General features: G+C 37.5%; 21 protein-coding genes and 1 tRNA gene. 12 read left to right on the top strand and 10 right to left on the bottom strand.

Features of this window, described 5'->3' with window-relative positions; genetic code table 11:
* Nucleotides 1-10 precede the first annotated feature (10 nt).
* From EJF25_RS07555 to EJF25_RS07535, 5 genes are all read left to right on the top strand, one after another.
* A complete protein-coding gene (locus EJF25_RS07555) occupies nucleotides 11-1,090 on the top strand; it encodes a DUF1972 domain-containing protein (protein WP_125040737.1) in 1,080 nt (359 codons plus the stop codon).
* A gap of 20 nt (nucleotides 1,091-1,110) precedes the next feature.
* On the top strand, nucleotides 1,111-2,205 hold the full coding sequence (locus EJF25_RS07550; protein ID WP_125040736.1) for an MraY family glycosyltransferase: 1,095 nt from the start codon (nucleotides 1,111-1,113) through the stop codon (nucleotides 2,203-2,205).
* A 4-nt stretch (nucleotides 2,206-2,209) separates the two neighbouring features.
* Nucleotides 2,210-2,752 carry a dTDP-4-dehydrorhamnose 3,5-epimerase gene (gene rfbC / locus EJF25_RS07545; RefSeq protein ID WP_125040735.1) on the top strand — a complete coding sequence of 181 codons (543 nt, stop codon included), beginning with the start codon at nucleotides 2,210-2,212 and terminating at the stop codon, nucleotides 2,750-2,752.
* A gap of 589 nt (nucleotides 2,753-3,341) precedes the next feature.
* A complete protein-coding gene (locus tag EJF25_RS07540; protein WP_125040734.1) occupies nucleotides 3,342-4,118 on the top strand; it encodes a S1/P1 nuclease in 777 nt (258 codons plus the stop codon).
* A gap of 883 nt (nucleotides 4,119-5,001) precedes the next feature.
* Entirely contained in the window at nucleotides 5,002-5,805 is an 804-nt protein-coding gene (locus EJF25_RS07535; RefSeq protein WP_125040733.1) for a tyrosine-type recombinase/integrase, read from the top strand.
* Between the two features lie 135 nt (nucleotides 5,806-5,940).
* On the opposite strand, the gene EJF25_RS07530 is transcribed toward EJF25_RS07535, so the two are convergent.
* On the bottom strand, nucleotides 5,941-7,842 hold the full coding sequence (locus EJF25_RS07530) for a GxGYxYP domain-containing protein (RefSeq protein WP_125040732.1): 1,902 nt from the start codon (nucleotides 7,840-7,842) through the stop codon (nucleotides 5,941-5,943).
* Nucleotides 7,843-8,156: 314 nt separating this feature from the next.
* Here EJF25_RS07530 and EJF25_RS07525 point away from each other — a divergent pair, with 314 nt between their 5' ends.
* The gene (locus tag EJF25_RS07525; protein ID WP_370685706.1) at nucleotides 8,157-8,321 is read left to right on the top strand and encodes a hypothetical protein; all 165 of its coding nucleotides are present in this window, start codon (nucleotides 8,157-8,159) and stop codon (nucleotides 8,319-8,321) included.
* Nucleotides 8,322-8,333: 12 nt separating this feature from the next.
* On the opposite strand, the gene EJF25_RS07520 is transcribed toward EJF25_RS07525, so the two are convergent.
* The 4 genes from EJF25_RS07520 to EJF25_RS07505 all read right to left on the bottom strand — a co-directional run bounded on the left by EJF25_RS07520 (nucleotide 8,334) and on the right by EJF25_RS07505 (nucleotide 13,351).
* Complete coding sequence (locus tag EJF25_RS07520) at nucleotides 8,334-9,416, bottom strand: glycoside hydrolase family 5 protein (protein ID WP_235016747.1); 1,083 nt, start codon at nucleotides 9,414-9,416, stop codon at nucleotides 8,334-8,336.
* A 32-nt stretch (nucleotides 9,417-9,448) separates the two neighbouring features.
* On the bottom strand, nucleotides 9,449-11,383 hold the full coding sequence (locus tag EJF25_RS07515) for a hypothetical protein (RefSeq protein ID WP_125040731.1): 1,935 nt from the start codon (nucleotides 11,381-11,383) through the stop codon (nucleotides 9,449-9,451).
* A 148-nt stretch (nucleotides 11,384-11,531) separates the two neighbouring features.
* Nucleotides 11,532-12,719, bottom strand: a complete 1,188-nt coding sequence (dnaJ, locus tag EJF25_RS07510) for a molecular chaperone DnaJ (protein WP_125040730.1) — start codon at nucleotides 12,717-12,719, stop codon at nucleotides 11,532-11,534.
* A 53-nt stretch (nucleotides 12,720-12,772) separates the two neighbouring features.
* Nucleotides 12,773-13,351, bottom strand: a complete 579-nt coding sequence (locus tag EJF25_RS07505; protein WP_125040729.1) for a nucleotide exchange factor GrpE — start codon at nucleotides 13,349-13,351, stop codon at nucleotides 12,773-12,775.
* Between the two features lie 201 nt (nucleotides 13,352-13,552).
* On the opposite strand from EJF25_RS07505, the gene EJF25_RS07500 reads away from it, so the two are divergent.
* Entirely contained in the window at nucleotides 13,553-15,169 is a 1,617-nt protein-coding gene (locus tag EJF25_RS07500; RefSeq protein ID WP_125040728.1) for an ABC-F family ATP-binding cassette domain-containing protein, read from the top strand.
* A gap of 96 nt (nucleotides 15,170-15,265) precedes the next feature.
* Here the strand turns inward: EJF25_RS07500 and EJF25_RS07495 are convergent, their stop codons facing one another.
* Entirely contained in the window at nucleotides 15,266-16,315 is a 1,050-nt protein-coding gene (locus EJF25_RS07495) for a leucine-rich repeat domain-containing protein (RefSeq protein WP_125040727.1), read from the bottom strand.
* Nucleotides 16,316-16,417: 102 nt separating this feature from the next.
* Between EJF25_RS07495 and EJF25_RS07490 the strand changes: the two genes are divergently transcribed.
* Nucleotides 16,418-17,314 (top strand): CPBP family intramembrane glutamic endopeptidase, encoded by an 897-nt coding sequence (locus tag EJF25_RS07490; RefSeq protein WP_125040726.1) that lies wholly within the window; start codon nucleotides 16,418-16,420, stop codon nucleotides 17,312-17,314.
* Here the strand turns inward: EJF25_RS07490 and EJF25_RS07485 are convergent.
* Nucleotides 17,286-19,418: a Tex family protein gene (locus tag EJF25_RS07485; RefSeq protein WP_125040725.1), complete on the bottom strand. Its 2,133-nt coding sequence runs from the start codon at nucleotides 19,416-19,418 to the stop codon at nucleotides 17,286-17,288. The two genes, EJF25_RS07490 and EJF25_RS07485, sit on opposite strands and share 29 nt — an antisense overlap.
* 119 nt (nucleotides 19,419-19,537) lie before the next feature.
* On the opposite strand from EJF25_RS07485, the gene EJF25_RS07480 reads away from it, so the two are divergent.
* The 3 genes from EJF25_RS07480 to EJF25_RS07470 all read left to right on the top strand — a co-directional run bounded on the left by EJF25_RS07480 (nucleotide 19,538) and on the right by EJF25_RS07470 (nucleotide 24,301).
* The gene (locus tag EJF25_RS07480) at nucleotides 19,538-21,475 is read left to right on the top strand and encodes a sensor histidine kinase (protein WP_125040724.1); all 1,938 of its coding nucleotides are present in this window, start codon (nucleotides 19,538-19,540) and stop codon (nucleotides 21,473-21,475) included.
* A complete protein-coding gene (locus EJF25_RS07475) occupies nucleotides 21,472-23,220 on the top strand; it encodes a bifunctional metallophosphatase/5'-nucleotidase (RefSeq protein ID WP_125040723.1) in 1,749 nt (582 codons plus the stop codon). Before EJF25_RS07480 ends, EJF25_RS07475 begins: the two co-directional genes overlap by 4 nt.
* A 178-nt stretch (nucleotides 23,221-23,398) precedes the next feature.
* Nucleotides 23,399-24,301, top strand: a complete 903-nt coding sequence (locus EJF25_RS07470; protein ID WP_125040722.1) for a helix-turn-helix domain-containing protein — start codon at nucleotides 23,399-23,401, stop codon at nucleotides 24,299-24,301.
* A 26-nt stretch (nucleotides 24,302-24,327) separates the two neighbouring features.
* Here the strand turns inward: EJF25_RS07470 and EJF25_RS07465 are convergent, their stop codons facing one another.
* Entirely contained in the window at nucleotides 24,328-24,912 is a 585-nt protein-coding gene (locus tag EJF25_RS07465; protein ID WP_125040721.1) for a Crp/Fnr family transcriptional regulator, read from the bottom strand.
* Between the two features lie 100 nt (nucleotides 24,913-25,012).
* Here EJF25_RS07465 and EJF25_RS07460 point away from each other — a divergent pair, with 100 nt between their 5' ends.
* Complete coding sequence (locus EJF25_RS07460) at nucleotides 25,013-25,750, top strand: DUF3845 domain-containing protein (protein WP_125040720.1); 738 nt, start codon at nucleotides 25,013-25,015, stop codon at nucleotides 25,748-25,750.
* A 7-nt stretch (nucleotides 25,751-25,757) separates the two neighbouring features.
* Here EJF25_RS07460 and EJF25_RS07455 read toward each other — a convergent pair whose 3' ends face one another.
* Both EJF25_RS07455 and EJF25_RS07450 read right to left on the bottom strand, forming a co-directional pair.
* A complete protein-coding gene (locus EJF25_RS07455; protein ID WP_125040719.1) occupies nucleotides 25,758-26,255 on the bottom strand; it encodes a hypothetical protein in 498 nt (165 codons plus the stop codon).
* Between the two features lie 147 nt (nucleotides 26,256-26,402).
* A tRNA-Glu gene (locus EJF25_RS07450) sits at nucleotides 26,403-26,474 on the bottom strand.
* Nucleotides 26,475-26,477: the final 3 nt, after the last annotated feature.

Raw genomic sequence — 26,477 nt, 5'->3', positions numbered from 1 at the left:
ATAATATTGAATGAATAAAAAAGTAACTGTAATTGGAACGGTTGGTGTACCTGCTAATTACGGAGGATTTGAGACTTTGGTAGAGAATATAATAGGCGAAAATTGTTCTGATAGTGTTGAGTATACAGTATATTGTAGTGCAAAAAGTTATTCAAATAAACAGAGTGAATATAAAGGTGCAAAACTGAAATATATAGCTCTCAAAGCTAATGGTACTCAAAGTATATTATACGATATCATCTCAATTTTTAAAGCAATAGGGAAAGCGGATGTATTATTAATATTAGGTGTATCTGGTTGCATGATATTACCTCTTATTCGAATTGCAAGTCGTAAAAAAATCATAGTAAATATCGATGGTCTGGAGCACAAACGTGATAAATGGAGCAAATGGATTCGACGTTTCTTGAAATTTTCAGAAAGTATAGCTGTACGTCATGCGGATGTTATCATAGCTGATAATAAAGCGATTCAAGATTATGTTTGGACAGAATATGGGGTGAAGTCTGAATTGATTGCTTATGGTGGAGATCATGTGATATGCGATACCCAGAATGAAGATGATAAAATACTAAGTAAGTTTAATCTCAGTTCTACAAGGTATAGCTTTGCTTTGTGTCGAATTGAACCAGAGAATAATGTCCATTTGATTCTTGAGGCTTACTCTAGAACCGATAAGAGATTAGTATTTGTTGGAAACTGGAATAATAGTAATTACGGTAAGGAGTTACTAGAAAAATATGGTAAATATGATAACATGACTTTAGCGTCACCTATTTATGACTTACTAATATTGAATGTTTTACGTAGTAATTGTGAATTGTACATACATGGACATAGTGCTGGTGGTACTAATCCCTCTTTGGTTGAAGCTATGTTTTTCGCAAAGCCTATTTTGGCGTTTGATTGCTCTTATAATCGTGAAACAACAGAAAATGAGGCTTATTATTTTGCAAATGCTGATGAGCTTAATAGTATGATTACTGGTTCAACAAATGAGGTTCATGAATGTGGAAGAATAATGTACGATATTGCGTGTAGAAGATATAAATGGAAAACGATAGCTTCGCAATATGAGAGTTTGTATTGACAAAAAATATCTAATAAAAAATGAATATTCTGTTTATTTTAATAGCCTTTGTTATTTCAGCCTATGTTGCTTGGCTTATTATTCCACGTATCTTATTAATATCATTCCGTAAAAAACTATTTGATATTCCAGATGATCGGAAAGTACACAAACGTGCTGTTCCTCGCTTAGGTGGAGTTTCATTTTTTCCAACGATATTATTATCTTGTTGTTCTGTTCTCGTAATTCGTACTTTGACGGGTTATGGTATATCTAGTTTACCGGCATCCTATGTCTTACCAGAATTTCTGATATTAGTGTGCGGAATGGTTTTATTGTATTTAACTGGCATTGCTGATGATTTGGTAGGGGTTCGATATCGTCAGAAATTTGTGATTCAAATTATATGTGCTAGCTTTTTTCCAATTGCAGGTCTTTGGGTGAATGATTTATATGGTTTATTTGGTATTGGGTCATTACCTCATTGGGTAGGAATTCCTTTTACAATATTAACTGTTGTTTTCATAACGAATGCAATCAATTTAATAGATGGGATAGATGGTCTTGCATCTGGATTAAGTAGTGTTTCGTTATTAGTTTTTGGATTCTTGTTTATGGAGAAAGGTTTATGGATTTATAGTATGCTTGCTTTCAGCACTATCGGTGTACTTGTTCCTTTCTTTTATTATAATGTATTTGGTAGTGCGGAACATGCTCGAAAAATTTTTATGGGCGATACTGGCAGTTTGACATTGGGATATATATTGAGTTTTCTTGCTATTAAATACAGTCAGAATACTGAGTTCATTCCTGTGACTCAAGGGGCTTTTGTGATAGCATTCAGTACCCTTATCGTTCCTGCTTTCGATGTCGTTCGTGTTATTATAGTTCGCATTTGTAATAGTAAAAGCCCGTTTGAACCAGATAAGAATCACATCCATCATCAATTCTTGGCTATGGGATTTACAGTACGACAAGCAATGCTTTTGATTCTTCTAATCTCATGTGTATTTAGTGGAGTAAATATATTATTGATGCCTTATGTAGATAATACATTAATGTTAGTTGGGGATATTTTGGCATGGATTGGACTTAATTTATGGTGGTGTAAAGTGAAAAAGAAAAAAAGCAAATAAGAAAATGGAAGTTATTAAGACTGCTATAGAAGGGGCAGTAATTCTTGAGCCACGTATCTTTAAAGATGCACGTGGCTATTTTTTCGAGTCTTTTTCTCAAAGAGAATTTGAAGAGAAAGTTTGCAAAACAACATTTGTTCAAGATAATGAAAGTAGATCGTGTTACGGAGTTTTAAGAGGACTCCATTTCCAGAAACACCCTTTTGCGCAAAGTAAATTGGTTCGTGTAATAAATGGTGCAGTACTTGATGTAGCTGTAGATATTCGAAAAGGTTCTCCAACTTTTGGACAATATGTCTCAGTAGAATTGACTGGGGAGAATCATCGTCAGTTCTTTATATCAAAGGGGTTTGCACATGGATTTGTCGTATTAAGTGAAGATGTTATTTTTCAATATAAATGCGATAATTTTTATTCACCAGAAAATGAAGGAGCGATTGCTTGGAATGATCCAGATTTGAATATAGATTGGCATATTCCTACTAGTAAAGTGATACTTTCAGAAAAAGATAAGATACATCCGAGGTTAAAGGAGTTATACCTTTGAATCCATATCATAATTATTATTTATTGTTTGAAAAGAATAAAAATAGTAGGGATAAAAAGGTAATTTCCTTCATTGTTGGAGTATTTTAATGCATAATAAGATGCTGTATTTAAAGAGTAATTATATAATTTATATTTGGTGTATAAAAGAATAGGTTGTTGTGATTTCTTTTATGATGATTGAATAAGTTAATCATATATTTTCAAATGGAATAAGGCGGTCAATTGACCGCCTTATTTGTATATATACTCAAAATTTGGCTTTTATAAATGATTATTTTTTACATAGAAGGGGCTGGTAAAAATATATATACTCAAACTCTAAAGTCTTTTAAAAAATCTATTTTGTATTTGTGGAGGTAGTTGGTATATAGAGATAATTCACATATTTACCGATAGTCAGGTCGGTATAGAACTGGAAGTAAGAGAGGAGTATATTTTTATAAATGAAAACAATTAAGGCGGCTGAATCTTTAATTAGAATTTGGATCGTTATTATAAACTAAAAGTATTTTATTCTTTCTTTTTATTGCTAATTTCGATTATATTATTTTAATTTGTAGTATGATTAATAATAAAACTACTATGAAATGAAAAAATTAGCAACTTGTTTATTGATTGCTGTACTTTGTTGTTGGTGCAGTACAGCGTTTGGTTGGGGTAAAGTAGGGCATGACGCAATCGCATACATTGCCGAGTGTAACTTAACGCCAAAAGCGAAGAAAAACATCGAAAAACATCTTGGAGGGCATTCAATCGTCTATTATGCGTCCTGGATGGACCAGATTCGGCATACGCCCGCTTATAAACACACTACATCATGGCATACTAACAGTGTTGATGCTGATGGCAATTATGTCCCGAATCCCAAAGGTGATGCCATGTCTTTTTTGGAGGAATGCATTGCCAAGATGAAGGATTACCGCAATCAAAACGATTCGACTATCACAGTTTCAATCCGATTTATTGTACATTTGGTAGGTGATATGCATTGCCCGGGACATGTGAAGTTCCCATGGTATAAGAATTTCAAATTTACACTTAATGACAAAGAGTATGGCTTGCATAATTATTGGGATGAGTGGGCACTTTCATTGAGTAACAAATGGTATTATGTGGAATATCAACACCAGCTCGACCGTTGTTCGAAAAAAGAAAAGCGTGAAATAGGTAAAGGTACACCACGTGATTGGCTGACAGATAATGCCCGTAACTGTAATGTAATTTATGACTGGACCAAACCCGGTCAGAAACTTTCGTATGAAGAATCGCGCGATTTCATTAATTTCTCTCATGGTCTTGCTGAAAAGCAGGTCTTGAAAGCCGGATACAGGTTAGCGGCACTTCTGAATGAACTGTTTGGGTAATGACCTATCCGTTTTAGCTCAGTTTTAAAGAACTAAGTTGAGTAATAGTAAATATAGAAAAATGACCGCTTCTTTGGGTATAAAGATGCGGTCATTTCTCCATAAAGATACGGTAATTTGAACCAAATAGACCGCTTAATTTGGTTCAATTTTACGGTCAATTGAACTCGAATATATGGTCTTTTTTTAATATTCAAATTCAAAGTTATGACACTTATGACGTTTTTTTACTCTGATATATTATTTGTATATAGGTAAATAATTAATATTATTTATTTTTATCTTTATAATTAATTTATTTCCTCTTTATATACTCCCCAAAACATAGTTATAAGTGCTATTTTATTATATGTGTCTGGAAATTAATGACTTATCTCGATTGCTCCTTAATTTTCTTTTAATCGGATATCTTAAGACACTGAAAATCTTTATTTGATACTAATCCGATTTAGGATACTTAAAATATAGTGACGCTATTCTATAAGTATAGTAACGGTATAATTATATTATAACGTCACTATATGATCTGGATAGCGTCACCATTTTGTTGTATGAACGGATAGAAATAAAGTAGCTATAAAAAGACAATTTTTCTATCATGGAAACTCTCTAAAAGAGAGCAATTGATTTAGGAAGAGAAGATAAATTACAATAAGAAATCCGTATTTTCAAATTTAGATGATTGTTGACTAAATAAGCGTTTCTAAATCAGAGAATTGTTCTATAATCATAATCTATTTACGATCAATTTAGCGTAGGGCTATACTTCCGATTTCCGATTGATAATAATCTGTAAAATACTTCATTCTTAGGTCTTTTTTTATAATCGGGATTAGACCGTTTTTACTATCTTGTTGCCATATTCATTAATAAATTAAAAATTGTGGTAACAAAATTTGAATCATTTCTAGCTAAGTCAGACTTGGCAAAGAATACTGTCAGCTCTTATGTTTGGACAGTAAATCATTTCTTGGAAAATTATGGAGATGTAAATAAAGAGAACCTTCTGGCCTATAAATGCTTCTTGATTGAAAATTTTAAGTTGCAAACAGTTAATCTTCGCTTACAAGCTATAAATAAGTACCTGGAATTTATTAAACAAGAAAAGCTGAAACTTAAATTTGTAAAGGTACAGCAAAGAAATTTTCTGGAGAATGTAATTAGCGATGCTGATTATAAATTCTTAAAATCAAAATTAAAGGCAGATGGGTATGATGGATGGTATTTCATTGTGTGGTTTATGGCTGCAACTGGGGCACGTGTTAGTGAACTACAACAAATCAAAGTAGAACATGTATTGGCTGGTTACTTGGATATGTACACAAAAGGTGGTAAGATACGTAGAATCTATATTCCTAAAGGTCTGCGAGTAGAAGCTATTAAATGGATTGCAGAGAAGCAGGTTCAATCTGGATACTTGTTTGTGAATCGCTTCGGAGAACGTTTAACAACTCGTGGAATTGCACAACAATTGAAACATTTTGCTATGAAATATAATCTAAATCCTAAAGTCGTTTATCCACACTCTTTTCGTCACCGTTTTGCAAAGAACTTCTTGGAGCGTTTTAATGATATAGCTTTACTTGCCGACTTAATGGGACATGAAAGTATAGAAACAACTCGTATTTATCTCCGTCGTACGGCAAGTGAACAGCAACAAATTGTAGATAAAATTGTAAACTGGTAAATCTGATAATTCTTTGAAAGTGTGGATAAAACCTACATTTTTCAGAGATGTTTCAATCTCACCAAGAATAGAAGAATATTCTGATTGATTGAGATGAATGGGTTCTGATTGGCAATTTATAATGTGATGTTTTGATTATTCAATCTTTCCATTAGCTGCTTCCGGATGTTCGCGTAACCATCGGCGATATAATTCAAAAAATGTGGGAGCATCAAGCAACTCTATAGAAGGATCAATTTCTGCAATTTTATTCATCATTTGTTTATGCCAAGAAGGTGATTTGAGTATATCACGATACCATCCGAAGGGAATAGGGCTGTGTTGCATATCCTGCACGATGAAGTCAGCATTTTGCTCAGGTGTCTGAACTAAATCCGAACCTGCACGTAGTATGGGCATATTACCGAAAAGTCGTGTGCGTGGAGTTTTTTGTGGTACTATTCCGTTGGGGCTAAATGATGCATAACATTCTAATCCTTTGTCTGTCAGACCAGGTGCTTGACCGTCGATGACGAATCCGGTTATTGTCAGTCCCCATTTCTTATAATAAGGACGGCAGTGTTTTGCCCAAGCATTCAAACCGTCGGGTAAACCTGATAATTTCCGTGGTGCTTGCAACATACCCGGCATGAGATAACCTGCGCCGTTGTCAGCCGCTGCAAAATAATCGTTTGGTGAAGCTGTGCGACGTATATAATCCATTACCATTGGTACACGACGTTCGAGGACAGGGCTTATGCACCACATTAGAGGTAATTTCCCACGTTCGGGGTCTTTCCATAGGTGAGGCAGTACGCTTGTAATCCATGCTGAAGAGTCATAATCACCGACATAGAAGATAATGAATTTACGTCCTTCAATGCGTACATGACCTTTATCATCCAGATAACCAAGATGTTGTAATTCTTCATCTGTGATCCACTTTTGTGGATATTGTTTTGCCGTAGGATAATGTTGCCAGAATGAGGCGTTTGCCAAAGCTCCATAACCAATAGCGTCAGCGTCTTTAAAGGTATTGTAGGCACTTATGATACGGCTGAATTCCCATTCTGTATCTACATCCTCATGTGAACCTCCTGCATGACGGGTATATTTATATGCCCAAGCGGGAAAACCACCTATATGACATATCTTCTTGCCACGATTTATGCGGTAGGCTTCACTAAGCATTTCGGTGAGAGTGGAGAAGTCACTACCGACAGGTTGTGCTTTTTCATCTGTTGCTGATTCATCAGACCATGGGGAGAGATCGAAAAAGAATGCGCGGTGGCTGACAAAAAAGTCATGATTGGTAAGGCAGTGAGCATTCATGGGCGCTGATTGGGGGCTTTGTTTCCAGTATTGATCCAGATAGTAAGCTCCATATTCACCGCTACAACGATTACGTTTCATATAATTGCTTATAAACCAAATATATGGATCGTTTTTTGTGGATCCGGTTGATGGACGGTCAGTTTGAGGAATTTGCCCTCGTCCTGTGAACATAGATGTACCGTCACGATTTATAAGCCACACCTTGACTTCCATTTTGGGACCATTCATAATTAGGCGGTGGTATAAACTTCCTTCCGAAGTATCATAGCGAATAGCTATGAGGTCCTCTATTCCAGCTACAGCCGAGGCTACACACGATGTGGAAGCAACATTTGTATCATAAACTACAGCACCACGAATTTTCTCTTTATAATCCTCGGTAAGCTTAACAATGTCATTGTAGTACACTGTATCACGTCTGTTAAGCCATTTACCTTTTTGTCTATATAGGTCCCACCAATATCGATCAACTTCCATGAATTCATTTTTCACGTAATTGATGTAAATGTGCGGTGCATTGCGATTGACAACACCCTGTAAAGTTGCAACACAGTGTAGTATATCCCATATCTCGTTTACTTGTGTTTGGCTGTCCGGTGAGTAATTCCACATATATGATAAATCCAGATATGCTATTGGTTCGGTAGTCTTATGTTGATTTGCGGCAGATAGCAGCGTATTGAAAGTCATTGCGATAATTGTAAGTAGAAGTTTTCGTGTCATAGTTAAAAAAGATTGGGTGTTTTGCAAATATAAAGAATTTATGTGAATCAGATTGTTAAAAAAACGCATATTAGGACAACCTGATACATTTTTTGTTATATTGATATAACATCTTAAAAACTGTTTATTATGGCAAAACGCAGTAGGCTACTACTATGATTGTTTTTAGGATTCCTTTTAAATGAAAACATATATGCGCAAGAAAAAAAGATTCTTCCTATAGACTCATTGGTAACTGTAGGATATGCCATAGGAAACCTGAAAAACTGGATCCTCGTTTTGACTTTTGTTATTTTGCAGGAATTGTCTATGATTTGAAAGGAAATGTAGTTCGCCTGGATAATGGTATAGTTTTGGAATATCTGTCATGGGAGGTAACTTTGGATATATCGGATGAAGAGAACGGCTATACAACCGTATTTCCTATTCCTGAGAAAATACGGTTGATGACAAGTATGAAACATAATTCCGGCTATTGATGTTTTGAAAAATCATTTTCCTGTCAGCACATCAATCATCTGTTGTTGTTTCTCGTTGTTTCGGATAATTCCAAATCCTCCTTTGTAGTCCCAATTGGCGTATCCGATACCATATTTTTCGCAGATGGATACGATGTCTTTATACCATTGTATACGATCTTTTTCGGGTGCTCCATGGATAGCGCCAAACTCTCCAAGATAGGCTTTCTTACCAAGCTGGGTTGCTGCATCAAAGGCTTGTTTGATTTGACTCTCCAAAGTGTTGATGTCATTGTAGCCATTTTTGCCGGCTGCATAGCCATAACGGTTTTTCATGGATTGTTCCATTGCTGCAAAATCATTATCGGATATAAGATTACCGGGATAATGTATAGTGCATGGAAGATCTTTCATGTCTGTCCATGATGCACGATAGTGGGTAAACATGAACGGATTGTAGAAATGAAAACTAATAATAATATTTTTATCATCCTTAGGAACACGTAGTTGTTTTACTGTGTCAAATGACTGCCAACGGTTTGAACCGATGATGATGGTGCGTTTGGGTTCTAATTCTCTTACAACAGCCAAACAATGATTGACTATAGTATTCCATGCCTCCGGATCATCTGCCACAGGTTCATTCATAAGTTCGTATGCTACCATCGAACGAGGATATTTTGCTAACTCAGCAGATATTTTGCGCCAACATTCATAGAATCGTTCTTGTGCTTTCTTTTCTGTGAATAGTGGTTTGTCTTGTGCGTTAAAATGATGGGTTCGAATGATATGCAGATCGACTACAGCACGCAAGTCAAACTCTTTGCACCATCCTAATGCTTTATGTAAAAGTCCGAAAGCTTCTGTGTCAGGAGTTAAATCTTCGTTGAACATTTGCTCTTCATCGATGGGAATTCTCAGATGATCGAACCCGGACTCTGCCAAGAATTTTACATCGTCGCGTGTAAACCACTTTATACGTTCTTCACCTCGGCTATCGCTCTGTGACAACCAATGACTGATATTTATACCTCGATGAATAGTGAATGACTTGGCATTGCAAGTACATAGCATCGTTGTAACTGTCATAATAAATAGCAGAAAAATCTTTTTCATGGTATTTGTATGTTTAATGGTTGATTAGCTGTTTACCACTCGTCAGGACCGTGGTCGTGACCACGTGGGCGAACTGGCTTTTCTGAATAAGGTAATTCTTTGCCTGAGTGGACCGCATAAAGTCTTTTAGCTGAATCCATCATTGCTTTAGTTTGCTCTTTATATGGACGGTCAGTGACGTCTATGCAACCACAGTTATAATTTTCACCATCCATACGTCCTAATATATCCTGATCATACCATGTGAAATAGGCGGTGCCAATAAGTCCCGGGTGGGCATATCCATTCTCTACATAATAACGATATGCCATTCCACGTTCTTTTTGTGAATCAACTTGCCAGAGAGATTGTCCTTGTCCACGATCAACCGTACCAAAATGAAATTCACCAATGATCATTGGGCGGCCGGACTCTGCTAATACGCGGTCCATCATTTTATTATCAGGTGCAAGTGCATAGCAGTTGAAACTGATGACATCAAATACCTTACTACAAATATCCAATAGTTTACCATTTACAGCATGTATATCTCCAAAGCGGTAACCGAGATTGAGATGATTGGGGTCAAGTTTCATTTGCATCGCTTTCAATTCTTCAATATACCGGCGGAATGTATCATATACGAATGCTTTACGTGTTTCAGGGGTATCGCCATTTTGAGTTAGGTATTTTATTAAAGCAGTTTTAATTCCTCTTTCAGGACCATCGATGATCAGTTTACATACACGCTGCTCTTGTCCTATCCAAACAGGTTCGTTCCCCATAAAATAACCTATCAGCCATGGATTATCGCGATTAGGGTCAATGGTATGGCGCATTGAATGTTCTAACTTTTCACGAAAGTTCTCTTCATAAATATTACCTAAACCCATAAGAGAAGCATCAGCGCCGGCAGGATAGAGTGTGCACATAAAAGCTTTTCGATTCAGTTGCTCTAAACGTTTGTCGGACCAGTTACCAATTGTATTCACCCCCCATTTGTCCATGCGTTTAATTGTGGTTTCGGCAGCTTTAGTGAAATTATCTTCACCATAACGCCGTTCGAGATTCCAAGCATCATAGTATGCTATGGTACCATTGCGTGAATCAGTCTTGTGAATGAATTTTTCAGGTGGGAGTTGTTTTAGCATTTTTTCGCGATGTTCAACATTACGTACCGAACCTCCTCCTGAATTGTATACACAGTCGACGCCTACCGAAAGAAACAGATATCCTTCAGGATCGATGAACCACCAACGTCCGTCAATACATTCGGTACGGAAAAATCCGGTACCTTTGATACGATGAGCTTTATAACCGCCGTATTTAGAGTAACCGTAAAGTTTTTCTGCTGATACTTTTTCTTGTTTCTCAGCACGCCATGCTTTTTGAAGTTGATTCAAAGAGTGTATCTTATCCGGATAATCGACTAAGTTGGATTGTCCGAATTCATCTAGTGCAGGTATTTCTCCCCAATAGGTATCACCCGGATCATTGACAGCAAGTTCAATGTTACGAATTTCGAAAGTTTGATCGCCAATCGGTGCTCGCATACGTGCTCCAATTGAATCAACTCCTGTCATAGGGCCTACATTGCCGCCAATATTTATCCAACCTGTGTAACGTGGCTGATTGTAAGTGGCAGCCATATCAACCGCAGAAGCCGGGGGTTCGCTAAAAAAACGTATGGGAATAGCTAGACGATTCCATTGTCCGGGAGTATAAGAATGAACACGCACTTCATCGTAACCATGTGAAGTGGTAAATCCCATGTAAAAGCGTTGCGAGGTTGATACTTTCATTTCGATGATCACATAATTATAGCCATTCCAATCTGTAGGCATTTTGGGGTTAATGTCGTGAATAGCGATTTTACCACCAGACATCTCTCGTGAGGAATAAAAGCGAATGCTGTGGTTACTTGGCGGATTGGCTACTGTTGTTACTGCCCAGAATGACAGTAAAGTACAAATAATGTGTAATTTCATAATGTATAGCAGTTTAGTTTGATAGCTAAAAACAAAGGTAAGGTTTTTATTTTATTTTATACTTAAAAAAATAGGCTGTTTTACAATTTATTGCAAGACAGCCTATCTCATATAAAGCTTTCGGTCTGAAAGAATTAGTATAAAATCTTTAATCGAAGAAACTCTTGAATTTCTTAAATATTTTCTCTTTTACGGAAGTACTAGGCTTAAAATTATCGGAATCGTCCATTTTTTCAAGCATACTCTTTTCTTCTTTGTTCAGAGCTTCCGGTACATAAATGCTGATGTTTACCAATAAATCTCCTGTTCCGTAACCATTGACATTTGGAAGCCCTTTGCCACGTAAGCGAAGAACCTTTCCAGGTTGTGTACCTGAATCGATTTTTACTTTTACTTTTCCGTCAATTGTAGGAATTTCTACTGCACCACCTAGTGCGGCTGTTGGAAAGCTTAATAATAGATTATAGATCAAATCATTATCGTCACGAATCAAGTCCGGATGTGCTTCTTCTTCCACAAGAATTAGTAAGTCTCCCGGTACACCGTTGTGCTTTCCGGCATTTCCTTTTCCACTCATGGAAAGCTGCATACCATCTGCTACTCCGGCAGGAATCTGTACGGTTACTACTTCTTCGCCATAAATAACTCCGTCTCCTCCACACTCGTTACACTTGTTCTTGATGATTTTACCTTCACCATTGCAAGTTGGGCAAGTAGCACGAGTTTGCATGGTCCCTAAGATAGTCTGCTGGTTACGGATTACTGTACCACTGCCTTTACAAGTCGGACAAGTTTCTGTGTCTCCGTCATTTTCGGCACCTGTACCATGACAGTGATTACATGGGACATATTTTTTGAGTTTGAATTTCTTTTCTACTCCTGTTGAGATTTCTTTTAAAGTCAGTTTCACCTTTACACGAAGATCGCTACCGCGATAGCGTCTTTGCTGTGTGCTACCACCACCGCCAAATCCACTGAAACCACCAAAGCCTCCGCCAAATCCACTGCCACGACCTCCGAAGATATCACCAAACATGGAGAAGATGTCATCCATAGACATACCTTCGCCACCGAAACCTCCGAATGGCCCACCATTGCCTGCCGCGCCGCTTACTCCCGCGTGTCCGAACTGATCATAACGCGAACGTTTATCCGGATTGCTTAATACATCATATGCTTCGGCGGCCTCTTTAAATTTCTCTTCCGCCGTTTTATCACCCGGATTTTTATCCGGGTGATATTGGATTGCTTTCTTGCGGTAAGCTTTTTTTATTTCTTCTACTGTGGCTGTCTTCGATACTTCCAGCACTTCATAATAATCTCTTTTTTCTGCCATCTTTATTTTGTTTTCAGCCAATCATTATTCATTATCCATCGTTCATTAAATAACTATTCTCCGACTACCACTTTTGCATGGCGGATTACTTTGTCATTTAATGTATATCCGGTTTGTACACAATCCAGGATTTTTCCTTTTTGTTCCTTAGTAGGTGCAGGGATAACGGCGATTGCTTCATGATAATCGGTATCCAATGGTTGGTTGATAGTCTCGATTACTTTTACTCCGTTTTGTCCCAGAACTGCCATGAATTTGTTGTAGATTAGTTCGACACCCTCTTTAACAGCATTGACATCTTTAGCTGTTTCCATAGTCTTAATTGCACGTTCGAAGTCGTCAATTACAGGTAAAATACTGCTGATACTTTTTTCGCCACCGTTCAGTATAAGTTCTGCTTTTTCCTTTATTGTACGTTTACGATAGTTATCGAACTCAGCAGAGAGACGCAGATATTTGTCTTTCTGTTCTTCGATGGTAGCATTAGCTTCATCGAGTTCTTTCTCTAACTTTTCTTCCGGAGTCAGAGGAGTTGTATCTTCCGCTTGTTCATTCTGCGGTTGATCCGCTGTATTCTGAGTTTCTTCAACGTTCAGTTCTTCTTCTTTTACTTTTTTTTCTTTAGGGTCCATATCTTAATCTATTTTTTGTTCATAATATCAAAATACCGAGCAAAAACTTTGCCAATATGGCGGTTTTGCCAAAAAACGCTGCAAAGGTAATACATTTATGTCAGATTGACACATTTCTAATAGTTCATTATTCATTTTAAATGTCTACCTTTGCACACTCAAAAAGTCAATAGTAACTAGTAAAATAGTAAATAATAGAAGATGATTACAGTTTCAAACGTTTCGGTACAGTTTGGTAAAAGGGTGTTGTTTAATGATGTAAACTTGAAGTTTACGAGTGGTAACTGCTATGGTATTATCGGTGCTAACGGTGCAGGAAAGTCTACATTTCTTCGTGCGATTTATGGAGATTTGGATCCTACAACCGGTACGATTGCATTGGGACCGGGAGAACGACTCTCAGTTTTGAGTCAGGACCACTTTAAGTGGGATGCTTTTACAGTAATGGAAACCGTAATGATGGGGCATACTGTTTTGTGGGATATCATGAAACAACGTGAAGTGTTGTATGCCAAAGAAGACTTTACAGATGAGGATGGATTGAAGGTATCTGAACTGGAAGAAAGATTTGCTGAACTTGATGGATGGAATGCGGAGAGTGACGCTGCCATGTTGTTGAGTGGGTTGGGTGTGAAGGAGGATAAACACTATGCATTGATGGGTGAACTGAGTGGTAAAGAAAAGGTGCGTGTGATGTTGGCACAGGCATTGTATGGTAACCCGGATAACCTGTTATTGGATGAGCCTACCAATGATCTGGATATGGAAACGGTAACCTGGTTGGAAGAGTATCTTTCAAATTTCGAGCATACGGTACTGGTTGTGAGCCATGATCGTCACTTCCTTGACTCTGTTTGTACACATACTGTGGATATTGATTATGGAAAGATTAATCTATTTGCAGGTAACTATAGTTTCTGGTATGAATCCAGTCAGTTGGCTCTTCGTCAGCAACAGAATCAGAAGGCAAAGGCGGAAGAGAAGAAGAAAGAGTTGGAAGAGTTTATTCGTCGATTCAGTGCTAATGTAGCGAAGAGTAAGCAGACTACAAGTCGTAAGAAGATGTTGGAAAAACTAAATGTGGAAGAAATTAAACCTTCTTCACGTAAGTATCCGGGTATCATTTTTACACCTGAACGCGAACCGGGTAATCAAATTCTGGAAGTATCGGGGCTGAGCAAAAAAACAGAAGAAGGTGTTGTATTGTTCAATGACGTAAACTTTAACGTGGAAAAGGGAGATAAGATTGTATTCCTTTCACGTAATCCGCGTGCGATGACAGCATTTTTCGAAATCATTAATGGAAATATGAAGCAGGATGCCGGACACTTCAATTGGGGGGTGACTATTACAACGGCTTATTTGCCTGTGGATAATACTAGTTTCTTTGATACTGATCTGAATTTGGTAGACTGGTTGAGCCAGTTTGGTGAAGGTAACGAGGTATATATGAAGAGTTTCTTGGGACGTATGTTGTTTTCAGGTGAAGAAGTATTGAAAAAGGCAAGTGTACTTTCCGGTGGTGAGAAGATGCGTTGTATGATTGCACGTATGCAACTTCGGAATGCGAATTGTTTGATTCTGGATACTCCGACCAATCACTTGGATTTGGAATCTATTCAGGCATTTAATAATAACCTGAAATCATATAAGGGAAATATCCTTTTTTCATCTCATGACCACGAATTTATTCAAACGGTTGCGAACCGTATCATTGAATTGACTCCGAATGGTATTATTGATAAGATGATGGAATATGATGAATATATCACTTCTGATCATATCAAAGAATTGAGAGCGAAGATGTACGGTGATTGATAGAATTGCCTATAAATAAAAACGGGCTGAAAGCTTAACTAATTGCAATCCGAGTGGTTGTTTAGTTTGGCTTTCAGCCCGAGTTGTATTCTGGAGTTATTTCTTGTAAATCAGTTTGCTGGGGGCATTTGCTCCAAACAAATCGTCACCTAATGTCGTAATTTTATTTCCTGTAGCTACAACGTGACGGAGATTGTCGCATCCCATGAATGCTCCATACTCAATAGCTGTTACACTAGCCGGTAGCTCTAGTGTACCGCAAAGACGTCCGCAATTACTGAATACCCGTTGCCCGATAGATTTGAGGTTATGTGGTAACTTAACCCTTAACAGGTATTTTTTTTGTGAGAAAGTAAAATCCGGAATTGCGGTAACATTGGTATTGGAAATATCAATAGAGACTAAATTAGGCATATAGTCACGTATTAATTTGAAGTCTGCATTATCAAGTTTTCCTTCAACAGTCAGAAAATTGATATCTTTCGGCTGTAATCCGGCACTGATGATTTCATCTTCCAACTTGCCCATTGCTCCAACTTGCAAAGTCGTTTCTATTGGTTCTCCTTCAATGAAAGCAAATTTTTCCCATCTGTTTTTATTGCGATATTCGTCACTACTACCTAACGGAACAAATATAGCGGTTATGCTATCTGCTAATGCTTCCGGTAACAAGTTAGGAGCTGTCTTTTTTCGGATTTGACAGATTTTCAGTTTGTCACAACCTTTGAATGCAGCGTCTTCTATATTCTTGGTCTTTTCAGAAAGAATAACTTTCTCAAGAGTTGCTTTTCCTTTTGTTACTCCATTTACTACGTTTGAAAAAGCATAAGCCGGAATAAAATTTGGCATATACATATAAAATTTTCCGTCCGGATAAGTTCCTGCTTTTCCGCTGTACATCTTTATTTCAGCATTAGAGATATCCAATACTTTCAGATTATTAAATTCATCTCGCAGGTGTCTGAAGTCTTCCGCGTTCAGTTTTCCTGTTAGTGTCAGATGTGTTACACTGTTTGCTTCCTCTTGAGTCATCATGGAAATCAGCGTGCCGGGTTTGCTGACATAATAGGTTTTACTCACTTGTGAGGCTGCTCCTAAAGCGTTAGTAGCCAGTAAAAAACTTATCAGTAGTTGTCTAATTTTCATAATCATGCAGATTTATTCATACAAATATAACAAAAATAGATAAAATACGACGTTATTTTATGTTTTATATCTAATTTTGTAACCTGATAACACATTATAAAAATGGAAGTGGAAGAATTCATTGAAAAAAAGGAAGTTCAGCGTATCCCTGCATGGGCGAGTATCTTACTAATGGTGGTGGGGGTCTTTGTATTTTTTGGACTATATAGTACGATCATTAGTTGGGGATTGGCGGTAACTGTTGGGGAGGGAGTGATGAAAGCAGGGATGTGGAAGTATAATATAGCAGAATCCTGTATGCTGCTGGCTGTTCTTTCTTCGGCAATGATTTTGCTTTATTTTGAGCGTCGTCCTTTTTCTGATTTGGGATTATCTATAAAAGGTCATAGTGAAGGAATCTGGTATGGAGCTTTATTAGCCTTTGCGATATATGTTATCGGTTTTGGCTTGTCTTTTGTTTTTGGATTGGTGGAGGTAACTGGTTTTCAGTGGGATCCTGTAACATTAGTATGGACTTTTTGTTTTTTCCTGCTTGTTGCATTAGCTGAAGAAATTATGATGCGTGGCTATATTTTGGGACGACTGATGCACACAAAACTAAACAAGTTTCTTTCTCTTTTGATCTCTTCTTTATTATTTGCTACTATGCACCTTTTTAATCCGAATATTGCTTTTCTACCTATGTTGAATTTGGTGCTTGCGGGAATGCTTCTTGGAGCAACTTTTTTATATACCCGTAATCTTTGCTTTTCTCTGTCACTCCATCTTTTCTGGAATTGGATACAAGGTCCGATATTAGGCTATGAAGTGAGTGGTAATGATTTTGGTACTTCAATGCTGACTCTGTACTTGCCGGAAGAAAATGTACTGAATGGCGGAGCCTTCGGGTTTGAAGGCTCGCTCATTTGCACAGTGCTTATGATTGTATTTACTATTCTGATTATATGGTGGGGAGAGAAAAGAGAAGCAATCAGTCTTGCGGTACCCCGATCATGCTAAGCTGAATGCGTTTTCGGTCGGTATCTACATTCATGACTTTGACCATGACTTGTTGGTGAATAGATACGATTTCTGTCGGATCAGAGATATATCGTTCCGCTAATTGGGAGAGATGTACAAGTCCGTTCTCTTTTATTCCTATATCGACAAATGCTCCGAAATTTGTGATATTTCCTACTATGCCAGGTAGAATCATACCTTCGCGTAGGTCTGTAATGGTCCGTACATTTTTATCAAATTCGAAAACTTTAATTGTTTGACGCGGGTCACGTCCGGGTTTGTCAAGTTCTTGCATAATATCTTGCAAGGTTGGTAAACCGACAGTAGAGGTAATATAATTAGATATATTAATTTTCTGTCGAAGTTCTTTATTTGTTATCAACTCGCTGACGGAACATTTCAGGTCTTTTGCCATTTGTTCTACAATACAATAGCTTTCCGGATGTACAGCTGTATTGTCCAAAGGGTTTTGTGCATTGGGGATACGAAGGAAACCGGCACACTGCTCAAAAACTTTTGCACCCATTCGTGGAACTTTCATTAACTCTTTACGAGAGGTAAAGGCTCCGTTCTCAGCACGATAATTTACGATGTTTTGTGCTAATTGGGGACCTAAACCGGAGATATAAATCAAAAGATGATTGCTAGCTGTATTCAAGTTTACACCGACTAAGTTTACGCAGTTTTCAACAGTCTGGTCAAGTGCTTTTTTCAGTTTTGTCTGGTCTACATCATGTTGATATTGTCCTACCCCAATAGACTTGGGATCGATTTTGACAAGTTCTGCCAGAGGGTCCATAAGACGCCGACCAATAGAAACAGCTCCTCGTACAGTTACGTCATAATCAGGGAATTCATCACGAGCAGTTTTTGATGCCGAATAGATGGAGGCTCCCTGTTCACTAACTACAAATACGGGGATTTGACGGTCGAAAGTTTGCTGATTGATAAAATCTTCCGTTTCGCGGCTGGCTGTTCCATTTCCAATTGAGATCGCTTCGATCTGATAAGCTTCTACCATTTTACGAAGTTTGGAAGCAGCTTCTCCGGTTTTGCTGACAGGAGGATGAGGATAAATGTTTTCATTATGCAATAAATTACCCTGTGCGTCAAGGCAGACCACTTTGCATCCTGTACGAAATCCCGGATCAATAGCAAGTACTCGTTTTTGTCCTAAGGGAGGAGCCAATAACAACTGACGTAAGTTTCCTGTAAATACACGGATCGCTTCATCATCTGCTTTCTCTTTGGACTGAGCAGCAAATTCGGTTTCAATAGAGGGCTTGAGTAGTCTTTTATATGAATCAGTAATTGCTTCGTTCACTTGGCGGCTACATTCATTATTGCCATGAATAAATTGTCGTTCCAGACGTTCAATGCATTCTTTGTCATCCGGATTGATAGACACTTTTAATAATCCTTCTGCCTCTGCTCTACGAATGGCAAGTAGACGATGAGAAGTACAACGTTTCAAAGATTCGGAAAAGTCGAAATAGTCCCGATATTTAGCAGCTTCTTCCTCTTTTCCTTTTATCACTTTGGCGGTGATTTGCCCCTGACGATTAAATTGGTTACGAATAACATTTCGAGCTCGTTCGTCTTCATTTACTTGTTCTGCAATGATATCACGAGCACCTTTCAATGCGTCTTCTATGTCTTTTACATCGCCTTTGACGAACGTAGCAGCTTTGGCTGTGAGATTGTTTTCTCTCTGTAACAGTATGATCATGGCAAGAGGCTCCAAACCTTTTTGACGGGCTACCTCTGCACGTGTTTTCCGTTTGGGTTTATAGGGAAGGTAGATGTCTTCCAATTCCGTCGAATTCCAGGTACCGTTGATACGTTTTTCAAGTTCTGGAGTTAGCTTTCCTTGTTCGTTGATTGTACTAAGAATTGTTTCTTTTCTTTTAGTTATATCGCATAATTTATCATGCTGGTCTTTGATATTTTCAATTTGTACTTCATCTAGTCCACCTGTAACTTCTTTACGATAACGGCTGATAAAAGGGATAGTTGCACCTTCTGCCAGGAGTTGGAGAGTGCTACGGATCTGTTTTTCCGGTATACCTAATAATCCGGAAATCATTCTGTGAAATAATTCCATAAATATTTTTTTTTGCAAATAAATGAATGACAAAAATACACATAAATCTATTATAGCCAACAAGTTTTATTATATTTGCAGGATTAAATAACAAGGTTGCACATCAAAACTATATAAGCATGTCAGTTTGGGTAAGACACATAGAATGCCTGATTATATTAGTGTTGTTTCTATTTCAGTCCGCTAATTTACGGGCCGTTTCTAAGGACAAAAATCCTATTCTGATTATCTGTTCTTATAATCCGGCGTCACAACAAACTTCTGTAACGATTTCGGATTATATGGAAGAATATCAAAAACAGGGAGGAACGCACGATATTATCATTGAAAATATGAACTGTAAGAGTTTCTCAGAATCTCCTCTTTGGAGTGAACTAATGACTGAGATTCTTTCGAAATATCAGGGGGATAGATATCCGGCACAAATTATTCTTTTAGGTCAGGAAGCATGGGCAGCATATCTTTCACAACGTGACTCTATGCAAGTAAAAGTACCTGTAATGTGTAGTCTGATTAGTAGTAATGTAGTGATTTTGCCAACTGATACAGTTTCCTCTTTGAGCACTTGGTTGCCTGAATCTGTTGATCTTTTTGGCGATCATCTTGATATTCCTGAACTGAAATCAGGTTTTATTTATCAATATAATATTGATGATAATATTCGGATGATTCAGTCTTTTTATCCAAAAACTAAGAATATTGTTTTCATTTCGGATAACACTTATGGTGGAGTGACTATGCAGGCGTTGGTGCGTAAAGAGATGAAGAAATTTCCCGAGTTGAACCTAATTCTTTTGGACGGACGCCAACATACTATTTATACGGTTGTTGAAGAATTACGGCAACTGCCGGAGAATACCGCGATCATGGTAGGAACCTGGCGAGTAGATATGAATGAAGGTTATTTTATGAGAAATGCTACATATGCTATGATGGAGGCTGCCCCAAAAATTCCTACCTTCACACCTTCCTCTGTGGCCCTTGGGTATTGGGCTATCGGAGGAGTCCTGCCGGATTACAAAAAGGTTGGAGGTGATATGGCTGTGGCAAGTATAAGAATTGACGATAATCCGGAAGATACATTGCAAAATTTGACTGTCATTGGAAGTAAAGCAGTATTGGACAGCCGGAAGGCGAAAGAATTGGGATTGAATCCAAAAAATCTTCCTCTAAAAGTACAGATTGTCAATCAGCCTGTTACTTTTTACCAACAATATACTTATCAAATATGGATGGCATGTTCTGCTTTTATTATATTGGTGTTAGGATTGTGTATTTCACTTTTTTTTTATTTTCGTACAAAACGTTTGAAGGACGAATTATTAACTTCGGAGAAAGATTTGCGGATAGCGAAAGATAGGGCTGAGGAATCCAATCGTTTAAAGAGTGCTTTTCTTGCCAATATGAGCCATGAGATTCGGACACCTCTAAATTCGATTGTTGGATTCTCGGATGTGCTATCAATGGGCGATAGTACCGAGGAAGATCGTCAATCTTATTATAAAATAATTAAGTCTAACTCAGATTTGCTGTTACGTTTGATTAATGATATTCTGGACTTGTCCCGCTTGGAAGCAAATCGGGTAACTTTGACTTGGGAATATTGTGATATAGTGCAGTTGTGTAAGCAAGTTGTGGCTTCGGTAAGTTTTTCCCGGCAGTCTTCGGACAATCAGTTCCTGTTTAATAGTCGATATGAGGCTTTTCAGATGGAAACTGATGTACAGCGTATCCAACAGGTGATTATTAATCTGATGTCGAATGCTGATAAATTTACGAAGAATGGAAAGATTACGTTGGACTTTTACATAGATGAGAAAAAGAAGATGGCTATTTTCTCAGTAACAGATACTGGGTGTGGTATTCCTAAAGAGAAACAAAAGTTGGTGTTTGAACGCTTTGAAAAATTGAATGAGTATGCTCAAGGAACTGGTCTTGGATTGTCGATATGTAAATTGATTGTATATAAATGGAAAGGTGGTATATGGATTGACCCTGATTATATAGGAGGGGCACGTTTTGTATTCTCACATCCGCTAAATATAGAGAAAGAATGAAAAAAAACGTATGTATTTTTGTCTGGCTTCTTTGCTTAGTGCTGTCAGTGGCGGCTCAGGAGAAGCTGGTGAAATTAAAGATTGTACAAACAAGTGATGTACATGGTAATTATTATCCTTATAATTTTATCACTCGGCAGGAATGGGAGGGAAGTTTGGCGCGTATATATGCTTTTGTGCAAAAAGAACGCGAACAATATAGAGAGAATTTGATTTTACTAGATAATGGGGATATACTACAGGGACAACCTACGGCATACTACTATAATTATATAGATACGATTTCTCTTCATTTATGTTCGGAGATGATGAATTTCATGAAATATGATGCTGGGAATATGGGAAACCATGATGTGGAAACTGGGCGTAATGTATTCGATCGTTGGATTCGTATATGTGATTTTCCGATATTGGGTGCGAATATCATTGATACGTCTACAGGAAAAACTCATCTGACTCCGTATAAGGTGCTTGAACGTGATGGCGTGAAAATTGTTGTATTGGGAATGATTACCCCTGCTATACCTGCGTGGCTTTCCGAAAACCTATGGAGTGGGCTGAGATTTGATGATATGGAGGAAACGGCGCGTAAGTGGATGAAGATCATTCGTGAAAAGGAAAATCCGGATTTAGTTGTTGGCTTGTTTCATGCAGGTCAGGAGGCATTTAAAATGTCGGGGAAATATAACGAAAATGCATCTTCACAAGTTGCGAGAAACGTTCCGGGTTTTGATATCGTGTTGATGGGACATGATCATGCACGTGAGTGTAAGAAGATAATGAATGTTGCGGGAGATTCAGTATTGATTATTGATCCCGCTAGTAACGGTGTCGTGCTTTCTAATGTAGATATAACCTTGAAGTTGAAAGATGGTAAGATACTGCATAAAGATATTCAGGGAATGCTGACGGAAACGAAAGATTATGGGGTAAGCGAAGACTTTATGAAACATTTTGCTTCTCAGTATGAAGCGGTGCGGAATTTTGTTTCTAAGAAGATCGGTACATTTACGGAAAGTATTTCAGCACGTCCCGCATTCTTTGGACCGTCGGCTTTTATCGACCTGATTCATAGGCTACAACTTGATATAACCGGAGCTGATATTTCTTTTACCGCGCCTCTTTCTTTTGATGCGGAAATTATGAAAGGAGAAGTGTATGTTAGTGATATGTTTAATCTGTATAAGTATGAAAATATGCTTTACGTGATGACTTTATCCGGAAAAGAAATCAAGAATTATCTGGAAGATTCTTATTACTTGTGGACGAATCAGATGAAATCTCCAAATGACCACTTGCTTTGGTTTAAAGAGAAGCTTAAAGAGGGTGCAGCGGATAGGGCTGCTTTACAGAATTTCAGCTTTAATTTTGATTCTGCGGCGGGTATAATATATACAGTGGATGTAACTAAACCTAGGGGGGAAAAGATTACTATTATTAGTAGGGCAGATGGTACTCCTTTCCGCATGGATGAGACTTATAAAGTGGCTTTGAATTCTTATCGTGGTAATGGAGGTGGAGAATTGCTGACTAAAGGAGCAGGTATTCCCCAAGAGAAGTTGAAAGATCGCATTATATTTTCTACGGATAAAGATCTTCGTTTTTATTTGATGCAATATATTGAAAAGAAAAAGATAATAGATCCACAGGCTCTCAATCAGTGGAAGTTTATTCCTGAGGAATGGACAGTTCCTGCTGCTAAACGGGATTATGACTTTCTTTTTGAAAAAGGGAAGGGGAAGTAACTATCTGTGTTCTTCTTGTAAATAAAGAAATGAGTGTTTTTTTGTTTTCTCTTTGGATAATTCCTTTGTTAGTAGCTAGTCTAAAAGTAGGAGAAAATGTTCTTTTTCTCTGATTTAGGCTTTGGATAAGTTGGAAATTGGATAACTACTGGTATATTTGTCGTCAAAAAGAGAGTGTATGAATATCCAGAGTGTTCCTAAAATAGGTATTTCTTCAGTGTTTCATTCTAAACATATAGATCCTGCTAATATTGATGTTGTAGATAATGATATAGCACTCTTTGACACAGAGAGTATAATATCTTTGTTTGATGGTCCAAGTAAATTGGAAGTATTGAGCGTAGGTCTTTGTTTGGGAGGAAGTACTAATTTTAATATAAGTCTTCGTGATTACGAACTGGTTCCTGGTAGGATGGTAGTAGCATTACCTAGCCAGATTATTGAGAATCGAAAAGTAAGTAACGATTTCAAAGGGATATTTTTTGCGATATCTAAGAATTTGTTGGAAGAATTGCCTAAAATGGGGAATATACTCTCACTCTTTTTCTATTTGAAAGATTATCCATGTCTTGATCTCACTCCCAGTGAACAGGGATTAGTCTTAGAGTATCACTCATTTGTCCGTAAACGATTGAAAAATAAAGAGGATGCTTATCGTAAGGAAGTAGTAGTTGGGTTGATGCAGAGTTTCTTTTTTGAACTTTATAATATTTTTCGTAATCATGCTCCGCTTGTATCAACTACAGTGTCTAATAAAAGTCGTAAGGAGCATATCTTTGAACAATTTTATGAGTCTCTGATTCAATCGTATCAGTCCGAACGAAGTGTAAAATTCTATGCTGACCAACTGTGTTTGACACCTAAACATCTTTCGGGAGTAGTGAAGGAGATTAGTGGTAAGACAGTGGGAGAGTGGATTGACGAGTTTGTGATATTGGAGGCGAAAGCTCTTTTGAATTCAACGAGTATGAACATACAGGAGATAGCTGATCGGTTAAACTTTGCCAACCAATCTTTTTTCGGAAAATATTTTAAACATTATGTGGGAGTATCTCCTAAAGAATATCGTAAAAATAGATAATAAAGACGAACGTTGTTATTACTCTGTTACAATACTCCTGAGCGTACACGACTCAATGTTTCCGGTGTCATTAATAAATAAGAAGCTATATTTGCTAATGGAGCTCGTTTGATTATTTCAGGATGCTGTTCAAGTAAGAGATTGTATCGCTCGCGTGCAGTTTCGAAGCGCCACGAGTCTGCTTTTATCTGTGATACAATCAGGGAATATTCTAATATTTTCCGATAGAACATATTGATTTCCCAGTTTTCCTGTGTTAATTTCTGTATTTCATCATAAGGAAATAAATATATAACAACAGGCTCTAACGTTTCGACCATTAATCGGGTGGGAACCCGCTTCAGAAAACTTTCAATACACATCAATATGCAACCTTCATAGGAGAAATGTTCTGTGACGTCTTTTCCATTTTTATAATAATATTGTCTAAGCATTCCCTTGCCAACAAATACAATTTCGTTGGCTATTACTCCTTCCTTGAGTGCTATTACTCCTTTAGGGTATTCTTTGCGAATTAATATCTTTTCTATCTGCCGGCGTCCTTCGAAACTCATTTCCGGAAAACGGGAGTTTACAACGGCATCTACTGTTTCTCTTAATAATGTATCCATGTCTTTTCCGTCTTGTTGTGTGCAAAAATACTAAAAACGATTGACATAAATCAGGTGTGGAACAAAAAAGATGTATCTTTGTTTTTGAAATAAGATAGCTATGGTAATGAAAAAAATAATAGGAATGGCAGTATTACTGCTATGTTTGTATGGTTGTGCTAAAGATAATGATGTTATCTATTATCCGGTAAGTAATGTGGATATTGAAACAGGAGGTCCGGCTTTGATAGTGGAAGAAGGGCAAGTTCCTCTTATCCGGAGTTATAATGACGAAGATTATGTGTTGGATACTGTTGCGCAATATCCGAACAATTCGACATTGGGTAAATTGACATTTATGATTGATTTGAAGAACCAGTTGGTTGATGAAGAAGTTGTCGGTTTTAATGGTGTTGGAAAATCGAAATTAACAATGAGTCTCGGCTATAAGAATGGTAATTATTCGGAGATAAGCCAAGTTCCTATATATACATCTCCGGATGTAACGACCCGATATGCGGTTAAACTTCGTTTGAAGGGGGAACTAACTTTATCGGGAGATGAATGGATGATAGATTATGTGTATACTCAACTGGCTAGTTTGTTTCAACCGTATCCACCATCCTCTTTTCCGGCTGAAGTGTTCATGTGTAAGGGAGGTATGAAATTTGGGACTTTTGATTCGTTTCGCAGAACTTGTACTTTTGATATAAGTTATGATCGTTCTGATTTGTCTTTTAGTCAGTTATATTTTAATATGTTTATTAATTTGGCTGGGCAGAAACGGGAGGACAGAATTAGTTTGAGAATTGATAAGGAATCATTCTTTGAAATATATGAGCAGAAAGAGGCTGTTTAGTGTTAAATCAAAATCCATAGGCACAATGAACTCCTAGTGAAAAATGATTGTCATGTTTACTCCATGAATAGTCTATGGATGGCCCTAGATGGAAATGCTCTAAATGAATTAAATCGTAAGCTATTTCGAAATGTATTGAAAATTGTGCTTTCTTGCTATGTTCATGACTTTTTTCGTGGTCATGCTCATGGTTGCGAACAAAGAAGGTAATGCCAGGCATTACTGCCAAGTTTAACTTATCTAGTATTTCATATTTACTTCCTATACTCATTGTCCAGTGTGAACCATGTGCGTAGACTTGTTCTAATCCTCCACCAAATGACCATGGACTGTGATCTCCAAGTGTGCGAAAATAATGTGCATGTATTCCGAATCCCCAATTGTGATGTGAAGGTGAGTAGGTTACACCCGGACTGATACCAATCTCATTTCGAGCATGATGATGTTCTTGAGCAGTTATACAAATAGATATCATCAAACCAAGTATTAAAAGAATTGTTTTCATTTTAGCCTTTTATTTCTAAAATAACGTTCAAAAAACGATTAAGGTTCAAAATAAAAGAGTATATCTAATTTCATATACTTCACTTGAAATGCTATAATTAAGATGAATAAAAAAGCCCCTTACATGAATGTAAGGGGCTAATAATAGTAGTGGGTACGAGAATCGAACTCGTATTACATGCGTGAGAGGCATGTGTCCTAACCGTTAGACGAACCCACCGAT

It is taken from the genome of Bacteroides faecalis (assembly GCF_003865075.1).
Classification (GTDB): Bacteria; Bacteroidota; Bacteroidia; order Bacteroidales; family Bacteroidaceae; genus Bacteroides; species Bacteroides faecalis.
The sequence above is the reverse complement of the archived record's forward strand: the minus strand, read 5'-3'. Positions and strand labels throughout refer to the sequence as shown.

Coding starts and splice junctions, on each gene's coding strand:
- EJF25_RS07555 (WP_125040737.1), top strand. CDS start 11: ATGAATAAAAAAGTAACTGTAATTGGAACGGTTGGTGTACCTGCTAAT.
- EJF25_RS07550 (WP_125040736.1), top strand. CDS start 1,111: ATGAATATTCTGTTTATTTTAATAGCCTTTGTTATTTCAGCCTATGTT.
- rfbC (WP_125040735.1), top strand. CDS start 2,210: ATGGAAGTTATTAAGACTGCTATAGAAGGGGCAGTAATTCTTGAGCCA.
- EJF25_RS07540 (WP_125040734.1), top strand. CDS start 3,342: ATGAAAAAATTAGCAACTTGTTTATTGATTGCTGTACTTTGTTGTTGG.
- EJF25_RS07530 (WP_125040732.1), bottom strand. CDS start 7,842: ATGACACGAAAACTTCTACTTACAATTATCGCAATGACTTTCAATACG.
- EJF25_RS07520 (WP_235016747.1), bottom strand. CDS start 9,416: ATGAAAAAGATTTTTCTGCTATTTATTATGACAGTTACAACGATGCTA.
- EJF25_RS07515 (WP_125040731.1), bottom strand. CDS start 11,383: ATGAAATTACACATTATTTGTACTTTACTGTCATTCTGGGCAGTAACA.
- dnaJ (WP_125040730.1), bottom strand. CDS start 12,719: ATGGCAGAAAAAAGAGATTATTATGAAGTGCTGGAAGTATCGAAGACA.
- EJF25_RS07505 (WP_125040729.1), bottom strand. CDS start 13,351: ATGGACCCTAAAGAAAAAAAAGTAAAAGAAGAAGAACTGAACGTTGAA.
- EJF25_RS07500 (WP_125040728.1), top strand. CDS start 13,553: ATGATTACAGTTTCAAACGTTTCGGTACAGTTTGGTAAAAGGGTGTTG.
- EJF25_RS07495 (WP_125040727.1), bottom strand. CDS start 16,315: ATGAAAATTAGACAACTACTGATAAGTTTTTTACTGGCTACTAACGCT.
- EJF25_RS07490 (WP_125040726.1), top strand. CDS start 16,418: ATGGAAGTGGAAGAATTCATTGAAAAAAAGGAAGTTCAGCGTATCCCT.
- EJF25_RS07485 (WP_125040725.1), bottom strand. CDS start 19,418: ATGGAATTATTTCACAGAATGATTTCCGGATTATTAGGTATACCGGAA.
- EJF25_RS07480 (WP_125040724.1), top strand. CDS start 19,538: ATGTCAGTTTGGGTAAGACACATAGAATGCCTGATTATATTAGTGTTG.
- EJF25_RS07475 (WP_125040723.1), top strand. CDS start 21,472: ATGAAAAAAAACGTATGTATTTTTGTCTGGCTTCTTTGCTTAGTGCTG.
- EJF25_RS07470 (WP_125040722.1), top strand. CDS start 23,399: ATGAATATCCAGAGTGTTCCTAAAATAGGTATTTCTTCAGTGTTTCAT.
- EJF25_RS07465 (WP_125040721.1), bottom strand. CDS start 24,912: ATGGATACATTATTAAGAGAAACAGTAGATGCCGTTGTAAACTCCCGT.
- EJF25_RS07460 (WP_125040720.1), top strand. CDS start 25,013: ATGGTAATGAAAAAAATAATAGGAATGGCAGTATTACTGCTATGTTTG.
- EJF25_RS07455 (WP_125040719.1), bottom strand. CDS start 26,255: ATGAAAACAATTCTTTTAATACTTGGTTTGATGATATCTATTTGTATA.